At 60.3% G+C, this 16,830-nt stretch carries 15 protein-coding genes; 11 read left to right on the forward strand and 4 right to left on the reverse strand.

Annotated features, from left to right (window positions below; genetic code table 11):
- The first annotated feature begins 136 nt into the window (after positions 1-136).
- Positions 137-1,312, forward strand: coding sequence for an acyl-CoA dehydrogenase family protein (locus CVS29_RS16295; RefSeq protein WP_245932300.1), 1,176 nt, complete (start codon positions 137-139; stop codon positions 1,310-1,312).
- Between the two features lie 399 nt (positions 1,313-1,711).
- Positions 1,712-3,391 (forward strand): urocanate hydratase, encoded by a 1,680-nt coding sequence (gene hutU / locus CVS29_RS16300; protein WP_110107436.1) that lies wholly within the window; start codon positions 1,712-1,714, stop codon positions 3,389-3,391.
- Between the two features lie 92 nt (positions 3,392-3,483).
- On the opposite strand, the gene CVS29_RS18535 is transcribed toward hutU, so the two are convergent.
- Positions 3,484-3,636 carry a hypothetical protein gene (locus CVS29_RS18535; RefSeq protein WP_170121012.1) on the reverse strand — a complete coding sequence of 51 codons (153 nt, stop codon included), beginning with the start codon at positions 3,634-3,636 and terminating at the stop codon, positions 3,484-3,486.
- Positions 3,637-4,091: 455 nt separating this feature from the next.
- Here CVS29_RS18535 and CVS29_RS16305 point away from each other — a divergent pair, with 455 nt between their 5' ends.
- Positions 4,092-4,592, forward strand: a complete 501-nt coding sequence (locus tag CVS29_RS16305) for a hypothetical protein (RefSeq protein WP_110107438.1) — start codon at positions 4,092-4,094, stop codon at positions 4,590-4,592.
- Between the two features lie 15 nt (positions 4,593-4,607).
- Here the strand turns inward: CVS29_RS16305 and CVS29_RS16310 are convergent, their stop codons facing one another.
- On the reverse strand, positions 4,608-5,396 hold the full coding sequence (locus CVS29_RS16310) for a GNAT family N-acetyltransferase (RefSeq protein WP_110107439.1): 789 nt from the start codon (positions 5,394-5,396) through the stop codon (positions 4,608-4,610).
- 231 nt (positions 5,397-5,627) lie between these two features.
- On the opposite strand from CVS29_RS16310, the gene CVS29_RS16315 reads away from it, so the two are divergent.
- The 6 genes from CVS29_RS16315 to CVS29_RS16340 all read left to right on the forward strand — a co-directional run bounded on the left by CVS29_RS16315 (position 5,628) and on the right by CVS29_RS16340 (position 12,692).
- On the forward strand, positions 5,628-6,845 hold the full coding sequence (locus tag CVS29_RS16315; protein ID WP_245932297.1) for an NRAMP family divalent metal transporter: 1,218 nt from the start codon (positions 5,628-5,630) through the stop codon (positions 6,843-6,845).
- Positions 6,846-6,904: 59 nt separating this feature from the next.
- The gene (locus CVS29_RS16320) at positions 6,905-7,720 is read left to right on the forward strand and encodes a putative hydro-lyase (RefSeq protein WP_110107441.1); all 816 of its coding nucleotides are present in this window, start codon (positions 6,905-6,907) and stop codon (positions 7,718-7,720) included.
- 121 nt (positions 7,721-7,841) lie between these two features.
- Entirely contained in the window at positions 7,842-8,600 is a 759-nt protein-coding gene (locus CVS29_RS16325) for a LamB/YcsF family protein (protein ID WP_110107443.1), read from the forward strand.
- Positions 8,597-10,225, forward strand: coding sequence for a 5-oxoprolinase subunit B/C family protein (locus tag CVS29_RS16330; RefSeq protein WP_110107444.1), 1,629 nt, complete (start codon positions 8,597-8,599; stop codon positions 10,223-10,225). Before CVS29_RS16325 ends, CVS29_RS16330 begins: the two co-directional genes overlap by 4 nt.
- Entirely contained in the window at positions 10,222-11,964 is a 1,743-nt protein-coding gene (locus CVS29_RS16335) for an ATP-binding protein (RefSeq protein ID WP_110107446.1), read from the forward strand. The genes CVS29_RS16330 and CVS29_RS16335 overlap by 4 nt, the downstream gene beginning before the upstream one ends.
- Before the next feature lie 53 nt (positions 11,965-12,017).
- Positions 12,018-12,692, forward strand: coding sequence for a GntR family transcriptional regulator (locus tag CVS29_RS16340; protein ID WP_110107447.1), 675 nt, complete (start codon positions 12,018-12,020; stop codon positions 12,690-12,692).
- A 122-nt stretch (positions 12,693-12,814) separates the two neighbouring features.
- Here CVS29_RS16340 and CVS29_RS16345 read toward each other — a convergent pair whose 3' ends face one another.
- Together CVS29_RS16345 and CVS29_RS16350 are read right to left on the reverse strand one after the other, a co-directional pair.
- The gene (locus CVS29_RS16345; RefSeq protein ID WP_110107449.1) at positions 12,815-13,579 is read right to left on the reverse strand and encodes a C1 family peptidase; all 765 of its coding nucleotides are present in this window, start codon (positions 13,577-13,579) and stop codon (positions 12,815-12,817) included.
- A gap of 181 nt (positions 13,580-13,760) precedes the next feature.
- Positions 13,761-14,876, reverse strand: a complete 1,116-nt coding sequence (locus CVS29_RS16350; protein WP_110107451.1) for an ROK family protein — start codon at positions 14,874-14,876, stop codon at positions 13,761-13,763.
- Positions 14,877-14,967: 91 nt separating this feature from the next.
- On the opposite strand from CVS29_RS16350, the gene CVS29_RS16355 reads away from it, so the two are divergent.
- Together CVS29_RS16355 and CVS29_RS16360 are read left to right on the forward strand one after the other, a co-directional pair.
- Complete coding sequence (locus tag CVS29_RS16355; protein ID WP_245932298.1) at positions 14,968-15,912, forward strand: carbohydrate ABC transporter permease; 945 nt, start codon at positions 14,968-14,970, stop codon at positions 15,910-15,912.
- Positions 15,912-16,826: a carbohydrate ABC transporter permease gene (locus CVS29_RS16360; RefSeq protein ID WP_110107455.1), complete on the forward strand. Its 915-nt coding sequence runs from the start codon at positions 15,912-15,914 to the stop codon at positions 16,824-16,826. The genes CVS29_RS16355 and CVS29_RS16360 overlap by 1 nt, the downstream gene beginning before the upstream one ends.
- Positions 16,827-16,830 lie beyond the last annotated feature (4 nt).

Here is a 16,830-nt window from a genome sequence, read left to right on the forward strand (position 1 = left end):
CTATCAGCCCCGCAAGGCTGACCGGCCAATAACCAACCATTGAAGGAGAATTCCCTTGACTGCAACATCCAATGCTGCTTCAACAGCTGCTGCAACTTCCGCGTCTCCTGCGTCTACCGCTGCCGCAGACGCCGGAGTGGAGGCTGCCATCCTTCCCTATCCTGACGGCGACTTCTTCGGCTTCGAAAGCCTGCTGCCTGCCGATGAACTGGCCCGCCTAAATGAAATCCGGGACTGGATGGAAGCCAACGTTCGCCCCATCGCCCGTGACCAGTGGAGCCGCAGCGAATTCCCCGTTCACTTGATCCCCAAGGTCGCCGAGCTGGACATGATCAGCCCCGTGCGCCGCCAAGGTTATTCACACCTTCTGGCCGGCATGATTACGGCCGCGATTCACCGCGTGGATGCTTCCTTCGGTACCTTCTTCAGCGGACATGACGGACTCTTCACCGGTTCCATTGAACTGCTCGCCTCCGAGGAGCAGCAGGCCGCTTGGCTGCCAGATATTTATGCACTGAGGAAGACCGGAGTCTTTGCCATCACCGAGCCCAACGCCGGCTCCGACGTTGCCGGGGGCACCACCACAACTGCCGTGCGGGAGGGGGACTCCTGGGTACTGAATGGTGAAAAGCGCTGGATTGGCAACTCCACCTTCTCCGACTACGTCATTATTTGGGCCAAGGACGTTGCTGACGAGCAGGTCAAGGGCTTCCTTGTTGAGACCTCTCGGGAAGGTTTCAGCGCAACCCTGATAGAGAATCGCATTGCCCTGCGTGCGGTCCAGAATGCCGATATTGTCCTGAAGGACGTGGTGGTGCCTGACTTTAATAAGCTGGCCGGCGCCAACAGCTTCCGTGACACGAACAAGGTACTCAAGACCACGCGGGCAACCGTGGGTTGGCAGGCCGTGGGCATCCAGATGGCAGCGTTTGATGTGGCGCGCCGGTACGCGGTGGAGCGCACGCAGTTTGGCAAGCCGATTGCCAGCTTCCAGCTCATCCAGGAGCAACTAGTTACCATGCTCTCCAATGCGCAGGCTTCCATGGGCATGATGGTCCGGTTGGCGCAAATGGAGGATGAGGGCACCACCCGCAACGAGCATTCAGCCATGGCGAAGGCGTTCGTGACCAAGTGCATGCGCGAAACCGTGGCCTTGGGCCGCGGAGTTCTGGGCGGCAACGGTGTGTCCGTGGACTATGAGATGGCCAAGATCTTCTGCGACGCCGAGGCCATCTACACGTATGAGGGCACCTACGAGATCAACACCTTGGTTGCCGGCCGCGCGATCACCGGCATTGCTGCGTTCGTCTAGTGAGTGCGTCTGCGCCGCAAGGGCCAGAGGTACGTTAAACCGATGCGTGTAGCTCGCGTAAAAATACGCGCAGCTCTCCGGTGGCGCTACGTCAGAGGCTGCCCGTGTAACTAGCGGAAGCCTCTTTGCAGTTATGCCACTTCCAAGGGGTAGTTGTGGCCATCAGACACACGTTCTGGTGGTCCCAGCTACCCCTTTGCTCTCCCCGCGCAGCGGCGAGGCGGACGCGGCGGGTGAGCTGCCGGCGTCGTGCTTCCCAGAAGTCTCGTTGTCTTGGATCACAGACGCCTAGCGCGACTGGGACCTATGAATGTGGGGCGAGCAGAGGTTGTATAGAAACATAGAAACTTTCGCCGGAGCTTCCCGGCCACCAATGTACTAATAGCTAAGGAATCTCTCATGGCAACGATGCATGACCCCTCCCGCACCATCCGCGCTGACCGCGGCACCGAGCTGAGCGCCAAATCATGGCAGACCGAGGCGCCCCTTCGCATGCTCATGAACAACCTGGATCCGGAGGTTGCTGAGCGGCCTGAGGACCTGGTTGTGTACGGCGGCACAGGCCGAGCGGCCCGTTCTTGGGAAGCCTATGACGCGATTGTTGCCACGCTGAAGACCCTCGACGACGACGAGACCCTTCTGGTGCAGTCGGGCAAGCCGGTTGGGGTGTTCCGCACCAACGTCTGGGCGCCGCGCGTATTGCTGGCCAACTCGAACCTGGTGGGGGACTGGGCCACATGGCCCGAATTCCGCAAGCTCGAGGCTGAAGGCCTGATGATGTACGGCCAGATGACCGCCGGCTCATGGATCTATATTGGTACCCAGGGCATTCTGCAGGGCACCTTTGAAACCTTCGCCGCCATTGGCGAGAAGCGCTTCGGCGGCACCCTCGCCGGCACGCTGACCCTGACCGGCGGCTGCGGAGGCATGGGCGGCGCCCAGCCACTGGCAGTCACCTTGAACGGTGGCGCCTGCCTGATCGTTGACGTTTCTGAAGAGCGACTACGCCGCCGTGCCGGCAAGCGCTACTTGGACGAGGTTGAAACAGATCTCGACGTGGCCCTCGAGAAGGTTCTGGCCGCCAAAGCCGAGAAGCGCGCCCTGAGCGTGGGCATTGTTGGCAACGCGGCAGAAATCTTCCCGGAAATTCTGCGCCGCCACCAGGCTGGCGAATTCACGGTTGACATTGTCACGGACCAGACCAGCGCCCACGATCCGCTCTCCTACCTGCCCACCGAATACACGGTGGAAGAATGGCACACCGAGGCAGCCAATGACGAAGAGGGCTTCACCAAGAAGTCCCAGAACGCCATGGCCCGCCACGTCCAGGCCATGGTGGAATTCCAGGATGCCGGAGCTGAAGTGTTTGATTACGGCAACTCCATCCGTGACGAGGCTCGCAAGGGTGGCTACAACCGGGCGTTCGAGTTCCCCGGCTTTGTCCCGGCCTACATCCGCCCGCTGTTCTGCGAAGGTATGGGCCCGTTCCGCTGGGTGGCGCTCTCCGGAGATCCCGAAGATATTCGTGTGACCGATGAGGCGCTGAAGGAACTGTTCCCGGAGAATGCGCACCTGCACCGCTGGCTCAACGCCGCTGCGGAACACGTTGAATTTGAGGGCCTGCCGGCACGTATTTGCTGGCTGGGCTATGGCGAACGTGCCAAGGCTGGTGTGCTGTTCAACGAACTCGTTGCCTCCGGTAAGGTGTCCGCACCGATTGTTATTGGCCGCGACCACTTGGATTCCGGTTCCGTTGCTTCTCCGTACCGCGAGACTGAGTCCATGAAGGACGGGTCCGACGCTATTGCCGACTGGCCGTTGTTGAACGCCATGCTCAACACCGCCTCCGGTGCCACTTGGGTTTCCATCCATCACGGCGGTGGCGTAGGCATTGGCCGTTCCATCCACGCCGGCCAGGTCTCCGTGGCTGACGGGACCGCGCTTGCGGGGGAAAAGCTTGCCCGGCTGCTGACCAATGATCCCGGTATGGGCGTTATCCGCCACGCCGACGCCGGCTACGAGCGTGCCGTAGAGGTGGCCGCTGAGCGTGGGGTGCGTATCCCAATGCAGGAGCAGTAAGACAAAAGGGTGGTGGCCGGCCGGGGCTGCTGGATCAGGATGAGTAAGTATCCAGATTCAGCGGCACCGGTGGGCCATTTTGCGTTGGAGACTTAGACGTTCCACATGGCGGCGTCAAGATCGCCCGGCCGCCAGCCCCGGGTGCGCCCAGCCTCATGGATAACGTTTGAAATATGTGAGTACAACAAATCAAGAATTCCAGCATCAATAACCCAACGCTTGATGCGGATGTCGACGGAAAACACCAGTAGACAGCCCTGTCAAGATGTCGAAATAATCCAGCGTTTACGGCCCTACGTGCTTGACCTTCCGCAATACCCTCCGCAAGGAGTCGCCGCTGCAGGACTGCATCGACAATTATGGCCCCGATGTGTTGCCAGCCTCGGGAGACCTACACGGCCCCACTGATGCCCACATCATCGAGGTGGCCAAGAATGAACAGTTGCATCAGTCGTTACAGTCATGTGGGCATGCTCTCACAATGTGTTCTCACATTCGTGAGGCTGCGCTGTCCAGGCCTCATTTACGCCATGGGTACGGCCACCCCCGTGTTAATTGCAGCTTCAGGTGTCCTGGAACAATTTTCTCAGCCCACATCCCAGATGGGGGGGCGGGTTCGTGGTGGTTCGCGCTGCGCATGGCGGGGAAGGCTTTAGTGGCCGGCCGGGGCTGCTGGGTACCGACGGCCGTAACATGAGGCATGAGCCTTTTGGAACTGACTGGTGATGGCATGGGTTGGCCGGGGTGGTGGGAATGGCTGGCGGCAGTGGCGCCCGTGATCGCCTCGACTATGGTGGCCGTGGGGATTGTGCCAGCGGGGATAACCATCCGCAGCGGCTACACGACGGCCCGGCTTTCGCGCTGGTGGGGGCAGGCCCAGTGGGCACTGGATGCCTCCTTCAGCCCGATTCCGGAAAAACAAAAGGCCGGTCTGCGCCTGCTAAGAGTCTTGGCTGCCCAGAAATGGCTCGGGGCCGGGGAGCTGAGGGTCCTTGAAGCTGCCGTGGAGCGGCCCCTGGCCGACGCTGCACGCGCTATAGCTGCACGGGCTACAGCTGCACCGACCGCGGCAGCCCCGTCCATCGTGGAACCACCTCACGAGGTTGCCGTGGAAGCCGCCTGGCTGAAAGTTAGCCTGGACCTTCGGCTAAACCAGGTGACGCCGGCATGGATCAAGGAAATGGCCGGCGAGGAACCGTGACGGGAAGGGTGCGGATCAGCGCTTCCATCTGTACGGAGTGGTGGTGGAGACTTTGAGCAGCCCGGAGCGTTCCAGGATGGGGCGCGAATCCTCCGTGGAATCGCTATGCGCCAGCAACTTCCCTGCGGCCAAGGCCGAGTGGGCGCGGGCTGCGGTCAGGGCCCGGTAAATCCCACGTCCTCTGAATTCTTTGAGCGTTGCCCCGCCCCAGATCCCGGCAAAATCTGAGTTGGGCACAGGTTCCAGCCGGCCAGCGCTGACCATTTGGCCTTGGCTTTCTGCCACCCACAGCTCCATGCCGTCATTGCGGGCCAGCCGGGCCATCAGGGAGTCGGCCTGACGCGGGCTGGCAGGGCCCCCAAAGGCTTCATCGGCCATAACGGACATGGCACGCACATCGGCGTCGGAGAACACTTTCCGCAGGCTCACGCCGTCGGGCAGGGGCACAGCACGGGCCAACCCCTCCAGCGGGCCCACCATGATGGATTCAGCCTCATCAGGGGTGAAGCCATTGGCTAGCAGCGCTTCATGCAAGCCGGGGGCGTGGTCATGGCCGCGAGTTTTCCACTCAACCTCGGTGATGCGCGCGTCCGCTTGGAAGTGGGCTATCGCGGTGGCGACGAGGACTGCGATTTCTCCTGCGTCCGCCCCACCCAAGTCCTGATAAGTGATGAAGCCACGGCCGCCGTCGAACGTGACAAGCCGCAGCGGGCCCTCAAGGGTGACGTCGATGGCGCTGGGGGTTTCCGCATCGGTGCGCAGCTGCTGATCATAGGCCCGAAGGTACTGCTCTGTGATTGTCATTGGCTTCAGCTTCTCACGGAAGCGGCGTGGGGGAGGGTGTCCTGAGCATGTGAGTGAGACGATCGCAAAGTGGTGAGCGTGTGGCCGAGCCCGGGGATTAGCAGCGGTGAAGCAGTCAAGAAGTACAAGATTGTTCAACAACCTGTTGCTCAGATTGTTCAACAACCTGTAGTGTACTTCTCATCACTCCTTATTGTGACGGCAGTCACCCGCAACTTAACGGATGGAATCATGGCTACTACCACTGCAAAACCGAAGCTCAGCACTTCTGCACGACGCACGGCAATGCTCGGTGCCATGTTCCTCATGGCCACCAGCGCAATCGGTCCTGGATTCATTACTCAGACCACTGAATTCACGGTCCAGATCGGCGCCTCCTTCGCCTTCGCCATTGTGGTGTCCATCCTGGTGGACATCGCCGTTCAGCTAAACGTCTGGCGTATCATTGGCGTCTCGGGACTGCGCGCCCAAGAAATTGGCAATAAGGTCCTGCCGGGTGCCGGCTGGGTGCTTGCAGCCCTCGTCTTCATCGGTGGGATGGTTTTCAACATCGGTAATATCGCCGGAACCGGGCTGGGCATGAACGCCATGCTGGGGCTGGATCCCAAGATTGGTGGGATCATTTCCGCAGCCGTCGCCATCCTCATTTTCCTCTCCAAGCGTGCGGGTATGGCTTTGGACAAGATCGTGGTGATGCTCGGTGCCATCATGATTTTGCTAATGCTTTATGTGGCCATAGTTGCGGCGCCTCCCGTAGGTGAAGCGCTGAAGAACGCTGTGGCTCCGGAGAATATTAACTTCCTCATCATCACCACGTTGATCGGTGGCACCGTGGGTGGTTACATCACCTACGCCGGTGCGCACCGCATGGTGGACTCAGGCGCCGCCGGTGTGGAGAACGTCAAGGACATCACACGGACCTCAATCTTGAGCATCATTGTCACGGGCATCATGCGCGTGCTGCTTTTCATGGCCATCCTTGGCGTAGTTGCCGGTAGCGCGGTGCTGACCAGCGACAACAAGGCGGCAGAGGCCTTTGGCCACGCGGCTGGCGATATTGGTATCCGCTCCTTCGGTGTGATTCTCTGGGCCGCCGCCCTGACCTCGGTGATTGGTGCCGCCTACACCTCGGTTTCGTTCATCACCAAGTCCAGCACACCTGAGCGCACCCGTAACCTCATCACTGTCGCCTTCATTGCCGTCTGCGCGGTCATCTACCTCTTCTTGGGCCAGGCCCCGCAGACGCTGCTGATCTTCGCGGGCGCCTTCAACGGCCTGATTCTGCCGTTCGGCTTCGCAATCCTGCTCTGGGCCGGTTGGCGCCGTAGGGACCTCCTGCAGGGTTACGCGTATCCGAAGTGGTTGCTGATCATTGGTGTGGCTACCTGGTTACTCACCTTGTTCTTGGGTTGGAACTCGCTGGCCGGCCTAGCCAAGCTCTGGGTCTAAGCATTAGGGTCCCATCCGGGCAGCCCTCTTTGGGAACTTTTGAAAGGAACCGTCACGCCATGACCGCAATTGACCGCAACGCTTCGCTACCGGAAAATCGGGCCGAGTTGTCACCGGCGCAGGCACGGGAACTCTTCCGCAACGGCCTGGTTGGACCCACGGCAGGGTTCTCGCGGGGCTACGCGCAGGCAAATCTGATCATTGTGCCCAAGGACCAGGCCTTCGACGTGCTGCTTTTTGCCCAACGCAACCCCAAATCCTGCCCTATCCTGGGCGTGTTGGACGCGGGGGAGACCAGCGGGGAGCTGCTGGCAGGTGGAGACATCCGTACGGACGTCTCGCAGTACTGCGTTTATGAGAATGGCGTCAAGATTGCCGAACCCACTGATCTGAGCGAGTACTGGCGCGATGATTTGGTGACGTTCATAGTGGGCTGCTCGTTCACGTTTGAGACAGCCTTGATGGAGGCCGGAATCTCCATCGCCCACATCGATGCGGGCGTGAACGTGCCCATGTTCAAGTCCAACATCCGCAGCGCCTGTGCTGGTTCCATGTCCGGGCCCATGGTGGTCTCCATGCGCCCCATCCCCGCCTCCCAAGTGTCCGACGCCGTACGCATCACCTCGCGCTACCCGGCCGTGCACGGGGCGCCGGTGCACATTGGCAATCCCGAAGAGTTGGGCATTATGGATCTTTCCAAGCCCGATTTTGGCGATGCGGTCCACGTCCCGGCCGGGCATATCCCGGTGTTCTGGGCCTGCGGAGTCACGCCTCAGGCCGCGGTCATGGAATCACGTCCGGCATTGGCCATCGGGCACGCCCCAGGGCACATGCTCATCACCGATGCCAGGGACAGCCGCTACCTGGTGCCCTAGCCGTTCCTAGGCACCGAACGAAGCCCTACAAAGCCAGAAATCACGCAATCACAGATTGTTGAACAATCTGGATTCATGGTGCATCCTTAGAACTAACCAATTCGCGAGACCGGGGTCACAAATGCCATACATCGACTTGAACGCTGACGTCGGAGAATCCTTCGGCAATTGGACCATGGGGAATGACGCGGCAATATTCGTACCTGTTTCCTCAGCAAATGTTGCTTGCGGATTCCATGCGGGAGATCCCAGCGTCATTGCTCAGACCTGCCGCGACGCGGTTGCCGCGGGTGTCACCATTGGAGCGCACGTGGGATACCGGGACCTGGCCGGCTTCGGCCGCCGCTTCCTTGATTGTTCCCCCACCGAGCTCGCCGACGACGTGCTCTATCAGCTCGGTGCCCTCGAGGCGCTGGCGCGGGCCGCCGGAGCGGGCATTAAATATGTCAAGCCCCACGGCGCGCTTTACAACACCATCGTCCATCACGAAGCCCACGCCCAGGCCGTGGTTGATGCTATCCGCGCCTTCGGTTCAGACCTGCCTGTGCTCTTGCTGCCCGGCTCGGTTGCTCTCACCAAGGCTGCGGCGGCTGGACTGCGGCCTGTCGCCGAGGCATTCGCCGACAGGAACTACAACCCCGACGGCACCCTGGTCTCACGCCGGGAAGCAAATGCGGTACTGCACGACGCCGGACAGGTCACCGAAAACATGGTCCGTCTGGTCACCGAGGCGAAAATCGTGGCCATCGATGGTTCGGTGATTCCGATGAACGTTGAGAGCATCTGCATGCATGGGGACACCGCAGGGGCCGTGGACATGGCCACGGCGGTGCGCGCAGGCCTAGAAAACGCGGGCGTCAGCATCAAGAGCTTCGTATGAGCATCCTGGCCACGCGCTTCGCAGGTTCCAAGGCGGTGCTCGTTGAGCTTTCGGACCTCGATTCGGTACTGGCCCTGGCCGCATTGCTGAGCGCTAACCCGCTGCCGGGTCAGATCGACGTCTTAGCCGCGGCAAGCACTCTCTTTATCAAGGCAGATTCCACGGCGAGCGCAGAAAAAATCGCTACCGCGGTGTTGGCCTTGGAACTTGGCGCCGCGGGATTCAACACCGGTTCGCTCGTTGAAATACCCGTGCACTACGACGGCGAAGATCTTGCCGAGGTCGCCGGGCTGACCGGATTGAGCATCGAAGCCGTCATCAACGCGCATACGCAACAGATATGGCGGGCGGCCTTCAGCGGGTTCGCGCCGGGCTTCACCTATCTCATGGGTGAAAATCAGCTGCTCAACGTGCCACGCCGTTCCACTCCGCGCAAGGTGGTCCCCTCCGGGGCCGTGGCACTGGCCGGGAATTCCTCGGCCGTCTACCCACGCCAATCACCCGGCGGCTGGCAACTGATCGGCCACACCGACGCAGTGCTATGGGATCTTGACCGTGAAAAACCAGCATTGATCCGCCCTCAGGACCGGGTGCGCTTCGTCCCGAGCCGTGAGGCTCTGCAGGTGTCCCCGGTGCCAGCCAACACCCATGCACCGGCACTACCGGCCGGGACTAACCTGCTTGAAATCTTGGACCCGGGTCCGCAATCCCTTATCCAGGATCTGGGCCGTCCTGGGCTGGGGGATCTGGGTGTCTCCGCTGCGGGATCAGCCGATACTCGCTCAGCAGCCCAGGCCAACCGACTGGTGGGCAACGCGCCCCAGTGCGCCGTCATCGAAAATCTCATGGGTTCGCTGAGCCTGCGTGCTCAGGGCGATGTGGTCCTGGCTGTTTCTGGTGCTAGCGCAACCATCACGGTGGATCCGGTGGATGGAGATGACTTCCACGGTGCACGCGAACTTTCCATGGATACTCCTTTTGCTTTGCTCGATGGTGAAACCCTCAGGCTCACCCCTGCAGGCAACGGCTTACGCAGCTATCTTGCCGTTCGCGGTGGCATCGATGTGCCTCGGGTGCTTGGCTCACGCTCCACCGATTCCATGTCTGGCATTGGTCCGGATCCGCTGGCTCGCGGCACCAAGCTGCCCGTTGGAGCCATCCACGGTGCCCACATTGTTGGCAACCCGGAATCCTCAACGCTCCCCGTGCCCGACGCGCAGGGTATCTACACTTTAAGGATCAGTCCTGGCCCCCGCGATGACTGGTTTGATGCTTCGGGGCTTGCCCGGCTGACAGGACAAATCTGGAGCGTCTCGGCCGAATCCAACCGCGTCGGCATTCGTCTGGCGCTTGGGGCTAACGCCACAGCACTGGAGCGCACCCGCACCGGCGAACTGGCCTCGGAGGGCGTCGCGGCTGGTGCTCTGCAGGTCCCGCCCTCGGGCCTGCCGGTTCTTTTCTTGGCAGATCATCCGGTGACCGGCGGGTATCCGGTCATTGCCGGAGTCATTGCCGAGGACCTGCCCGCGGCCGCTCAGTTGCCCCCTGGTGCCGCTATCCGTTTTGTTTTGACCGATCTGCACGCCCCCATTCAGGCCCGCCCCGATGAAGGAATCCACGCATGAAAAAAGTATTGATCGCCAACCGCGGGGAAATCGCCGTCCGCATTGCCCGCGCCTGTGCCGACGCTTCAATGGTTTCTGTGGCCGTATATGCGGATCCCGACGCCGATGCGCTCCACGTGCGCCGGGCCGATGAAGCGTACGCACTCAACGGTTCCACGGGTGCACAGACGTACCTGAACATCCCCAAGATCCTTGACATCGCTGCACGCTGCGGTGCCGATGCGGTGCACCCGGGATACGGGTTCCTCTCCGAAAATGCTGACTTTGCCCAGGCCGTCATCGACGCCGGGTTGAGCTGGATTGGGCCCACCCCGGAGGCCATTCGGTTGTTGGGTAACAAGGTCACTGCCCGTGAAATCGCGGTACGCGCCGGAGCTCCGCTGGTCCCGGGCACCGATGGCCCCGTAGCATCGGGCGCTGAGGTCCGCGCCTTCGCAGAAGAATTCGGTATGCCGGTGGCCATCAAGGCCGCCTTCGGCGGCGGTGGCCGCGGCATCAAGGTGGTGCGTAGCTTCGAGGAGATTGACAACGCCTTTGAATCGGCGGTCCGTGAGGCCACCTTGGCGTTTGGTCGCGGGGAATGCTTTGTGGAACGCTTCCTTGAAAAGCCACGCCATGTAGAAGCCCAGGTACTGGCTGACACGCACGGCAACGTGGTGGTGGTGGGCACCCGCGATTGCTCACTGCAGCGACGCAACCAGAAGCTCGTCGAGGAGGCGCCGGCCCCGTTCCTGAGCGAGGAACAGCGCGCCTCCATCCATTCCTCGGCCAAGGCCATCTGCCGTGAGGCCGGATATCATGGCGCCGGCACCGTGGAATATTTGGTGGCACCGGATGGACTGATTTCCTTCTTGGAGGTCAATACCAGGCTGCAGGTTGAGCACCCGGTCACCGAGGAAACCACCGGAGTGGACCTCGTAGCCGAGCAATTTCGTGTTGCCGCGGGACTGCCGCTCTCCTTCACCGAAGACCCTGCACCGGTGGGCCACGCCTTCGAATTCCGTATCAACGCTGAAGATCCTGCCCGGGGCTTCCTGCCCGGCCCGGGCCGTATCACCGCTTTTGAGGCACCCACCGGTTCGGGTATCCGAGTGGACTCCGGGGTGCGGACCAGATCTGTGGTCCCCTCACACTATGACTCGCTGATGGCCAAGCTGATCGTCACCGGTGACACCCGCGCCCAGGCGCTGCGCCGGGCTAAGGTGGCGCTGGATGAAATGGTCATCACCGGTGTCCCCAGCGTGTTGCCGTTTCACCGTGCCGTGGTGCGCCATGGCGACTTCGCCAACGACGAGCGCTACGGGGTCTACACCACGTGGATCGAATCCGAGTTTGCGCAAGAGCTGGCCTCCAGCCCGGAAATCGCCGCCGCCCAACCGGGCTCCGAACGCGAAAGCCTCACCATCGAGATTGACGGCAAGGCCATGAACGTTGGCCTGCCAGCTTCACTAGTTGAGTCCATCCGTCATGGCGCAAGTGGCACAGCACGGGATGCTGCGGTTGAAAATATTGCTGCGGCCACCGATGAAGCCGCGCTGAGCGCACCGATGAATGGGAATTTGATCAAATGGGTCCTCGAGGACGGTGCGGTGGTGGCTGAGGGTGACATCGTGGCGGTACTGGAGGCGATGAAGATGGAATCGAACATCGTGGCGCACAAGGCAGGGGCATTTACCCGTGGCGACCAGCAACCTGGTGTTGCCATTTCCCGTGGCGATATTCTCGGAACCATCGCTTAACACTTGGTGGTGCGTGGTTGGGGACGGGGTTGGATTAGATTGGGACGATGCCAATGAACGCGTTATTTTCAGCCCAGCCCCTCGCAGAGGGGTCTACCCACGCGCACACCGGCGCCTGGGTAACTTCCGTGATCCGCGCCCGCATCGCGGAAGGCCAGTTACTTCCGGGGGCCAAGCTTTCTGAACTAGCGCTCTCCGAAGCATTGGGCGTATCCCGCAATACCTTGCGTGAGGCCTTTACAGTGCTTGATCATGAGCTGATCATCACCCGCATCCCTAACCGCGGCGTCTTTGTGGCGTCCCCCGGCGTCGCGGGCGTGAAGGAAATCTACGGTGTGCGGCGCATGATCGAACCGGCAGCTGTCCTCTGGGGCCAACAATTAAACGTTGCGGCGTTGGCGGACGTGGTGGTTGATGCCCGGGCTGCGCTCGCAGACGGTGACATTGCGGCCATGGCCGATGCCAACCAGCGCTTTCATGAGGAGTTGGTGCGGGCCACCGGTAGCGAACGCCTGCAGGAATTAATGACCCGCGTGTTGGCACAAATGCGCTTGGTGTTCCATGCCATGAGCGATGCTCCGGACTTCCATTCACACTACGTGGAACTCAATGGCACACTCGTGACGCTATTGCAGGACAACAAGCGCGAGGAGGCTGCTCACGCGCTGCGAATTTACCTAGACCGGGCAGAAGCTGAACTGCTCGAGCATTTGGAGCAGGAAAACTAAGCTGCTGGGTGCGGTCGCCGCGCACAGGCATAGCCTTTCCGGCGAGGCTGGACGCAACCTCGCCGGAACCATGGCCGGTATTCTCCCGGCTACAGCGGCGCTGGCTCTCACTGCGGTGGCTCTTAAGATGTGGACCTCACGGACCAGAAATCGCTGGCCAGCGAATGGTTGAGCAGGTACGCGTAGGGCATGGTGGCGTACCCGGCCATGCCCCATCCGGTACCCCATGAATTGCGGATGGTGAAGCGCTGGCTGGCGTCGTCGTAGCCCACCGCCACCACGCAGTGCCCGCCCAGGACGCTCTCGCTGCTTGCAGGCATGGGCACCACTCCCGTACTGGCTACCTCGGCACTTTCGAAACTGTCGTAGACGGTGAAGCCGAACACGATGGGGAATCCGGCCGCTAGGCATCCCTTCATATTGCTCAATGACTGGCTGACGCGAGAGTAGCTGATGGCACGGTCGTCTTTGGCAGCGGCGTAGCACTTGGCCGAAGGCTTCTTAGCGAACTTTGTGATGTCGTAGGGCCAGAGAGTTTCATCGCACGCCCCGGTGCTGGCCACGGTCTTGATGCCATCACGGATCTGGGCGCCCGAATCTGAATCCACGGTGCCCTCCATGACCCTTTCGTTGTAGTAAATGAACAACCGTGACGGGGTGGAGGTGTCAGCTTGGCCCTCCTTCATGGCGTCAAACTGCAGCACCCCTGCGACGCCGTTTCCGGTGCAGGATCCGAGCTGGCCCTGATCGTAGACGGGAGGGCAGTTGGGACGCAGATCCACAGCCGGCGGCAGGCTGGCCTGAACAGCCGGCGGCGCCGCAAAGTGGTAGTCACGCTGGTCCGGGAGATCCGGGATCCAGCCGTATCGGGCATTGGTTCTGGGCATGATGACAGGCCTCCTCCGCCCCGCTGTGGTCGAGACAGGCCTGGAACAGCGTGGCTAACTTCGACGTTCCTCCTCCGTGCGTGGCGCGTCAAGGTTGGTCTTGCTCGGAGGCATGCTCGCGGCAATGCCAACTGAACTCATCGAGTTGAACCTCAGCAGGCATTGGTCCCGGCTTCGGCGGCTATCGGGCTTTGCTGGCTGGGATGTCCACATCGAAGACGGTCTGGTCGATGTCGATAAGTGCTAGCTTGACGGCTCCGTGGAGAACGCCACGATCTCCCAGCTCAGAAGTTCGCAGAATGGGGTCGGAGACCAACTTCCCTGCCAGATTTTCAGTGAGGCGGCGAATGATTGCTGGGCCGCCCTGCCCAATGCCGCCGCCAATGACAATGATCCTGGGATCGAGAGTCAGCGCAATCGCCCGGATACCGAGCGCCAGGTCACTGCAATATTTATCAAGGTCGGTTTGCTCCTGGATGTCACCCTCGGTGTCCAGCATGGTCTTGATATCTGGATAGCTATCCAGCCGCGACCAGCCAAGCTCCGGCATCTCGCCGATGAGACCTGCGGCTCCCCGGTATCCTCGCACTAGACGTCCGTCCATGACTATGCCAAGGCCGACGCGATAGCCGGCGAGGATGAAGACGAGATCCTCATCGACCGGGCTGTTTGACTGCCAGACCTCACCGAGGGCGCCCAAAGCGCTGTCGCCCTCGACCTGGACCGCGGTGTCATACTTTTGTTCAAAGGCGGCGGCGAGGTCGGTGCCAACCCAGCCAGGCATGTCTGGACCACCGTAGAATGTGACGGTTCCTTCACGCAGGACCCCGGGGCTGGCGACCCCGATTGACCAAATCGCTGCCGGTGGAATATCCATTCCTTGCAGTAGCGTGTCGATTTCACGAAAGGTCGTCTCGAGCCTTTCGTCCCTGCTCTGAGTCGGGGCAAGTGAGGCTTCATGTTCGGCCAGTGGCTGCCCGTTGAGATTGCAAATTTGGATCCGCAAGGTGTGTGCGCCAACGTCCACGCCCATGATGAATCCCTGATTGGTATTGAACTGGTAAGTCTTGGCTGGACGCCCCATCAGCGAGGGGCTGTCCGGGGTCGACTCCACTGCCCAGCCGTCCTCAACCAGTTCTGCGACGATGTCGCCCGCCGCGGGGCGTGAGAGATGCAGTTCGCTGATGATGTCACTGATGGTGACCGCATCATGGCGCATACGGTTTAGTGCAGATTTGGCGTTGATTTGGCGTTGCAAGGTCCGTCCCGCGACGACCGGTCGCCGTTTCTCTTCCATTCAGATTCCATCCTTGACATTGATGTAATGCAACCTTACTGTAAATGCAGATCATTAAGTAACTTACTTAACTAGCACCTGAGGATGTTCATTGACGAACACAACCATGCACCTTGCCAGATCATCACCACGTGGTGCTGGCGAAATTTCGCCATCCAAACGGCGGAAACGAACGGGCCAAGGTCGTGCTGCTGCGCTTTTCCTCCTGCCAGCCGGCCTAGGATTCGCGATCTTCTACTTCTACCCCACTGTGCGTGGACTCATACTGAGCTTCACGAACACCACCACGCTTCAGAGCGGATCCTTTATTGGAATCGACAACTACACCAAGGCGTTCAGCGATCCGCTGTTCTTGAATGCACTTGGCGTGACGTTTCTCTACGTTGTGATCAACATTGTGACCCAAACGCTTTTTGCGCTCGCCTTGGCCTTCATGTTGCATCGCGTGGCCAAGGCCGCGTTTTGGCGATCCTTTGTGCTGCTGCCCTGGCTCGTCCCCGGTGTTACAGCTGCTTTGTTGTGGATGTGGTTGCTTGACCCATCCCTGGGTCTGGTCAACGGGATTTTCGATTCTCTGGGCTGGGCTCAGCTTCCCTTCTTTGCTGCCCCTGAAAGCGCAATCACTACGGTGGCCATGGTCAATACCTGGCGGTACACCGGCTATGTAGCCATTCTGCTTCTTGCCGGAATGGAAAGTATCCCAGGAGGCCTGTACGAGGCCGCCGCACTGGACGGGGCCGGAGAATGGCGAATGTTCCGTTCCATCACAGTTCCATTGCTTCGGCCCATCCTGACACTGGTACTCATCATTTGCATGGTTGGTTCGGTGCAGATCTTTGACACCATCGCGGTGGCAACTGAAGGAGGGCCACTGAACAGCACCAACGTCCTTTATTACTATATTTTCCAAAAGGCGTTTACCAACTTCGACCTGGGGTACGCAAGTGCGATGGCTGTGGTGGTGTTGGCGATTCTCGCTGTCCTCACCCTTTTGCAGTTCAAACTCTCCCGCGGCAACGAATCGGACCTCAGCTAATGACTACCAATCTGAACATCAAGCACGTGGCCAAAGCTGAGCCCGGGAAACTGAACCTTCTCAAACTCATTGGCTGGATATTCCTTATCATTTGGGCAGTCCTGGTGATCGCCCCACTGCTCTGGACCCTCAAGAGCTCCCTGAGCGTGAACGACCAGCTGTTCCAAGGTCCGCTTTCGGGGCTCACAGCACCGGTGACAATTGATAACTTCCTGAGAATTCTTGGCTTCGGATCATCCGCTGCCGCCGAGGGCGGCAGCGGGGCAACATTGCCATTTGCGCAATTTTTTGTCAACTCCGTGGTTTACACGGCACTAACGACTCTAGGCCAGGTGGTGTGCTGCACCATGGCTGCCTATGCCTTCGCCAGGCTCCGTTTCCCGTTGCGGAACTTCATCTTTGGGATCTTCCTGACAGCGTTGATGATCCCGCCGATTTTCACCATGCTCCCCAACTTCCTCCTGATGAAGAACCTAGGCCTTGTCAGCACCATGGCAGGGCTGGTGCTCCCAACTTTGCTGATGACACCCTTCGCTGTGTTCTTCATGCGCCAGTTCTTTCTGTCCGTACCTAGGGAAATTGAGGAAGCAGCAATCATTGACGGGGCAAACCACTGGACGCTATTCAGCAGGATCGTGGCGCCCATGGTCAAAGGACCGATTTTGACTTTAGGGATCATCACCGCCGTCCAGCAGTGGAACGACTACCTCTGGCCGTTGCTGATCGGAAGGAGCGACTCCAGCACGGTACTCACCGTGGGTTTGAGCAGGTTCCTCGCACAATCACCCAACGGCGCAATCGACTGGTCCGGTCTCATGGCTGGAAGCGTCCTGACTGTTTTACCTGTGCTGGCACTCTTGCTGATTTTTGGAAAAAAACTTGTGGGCGCAATTCAATTCAACGGAATCAAGTAAGGAA

It is taken from the genome of Arthrobacter psychrochitiniphilus (assembly GCF_003185915.1).
GTDB classification, from domain to species: Bacteria; Actinomycetota; Actinomycetes; order Actinomycetales; family Micrococcaceae; genus Specibacter; species Specibacter psychrochitiniphilus.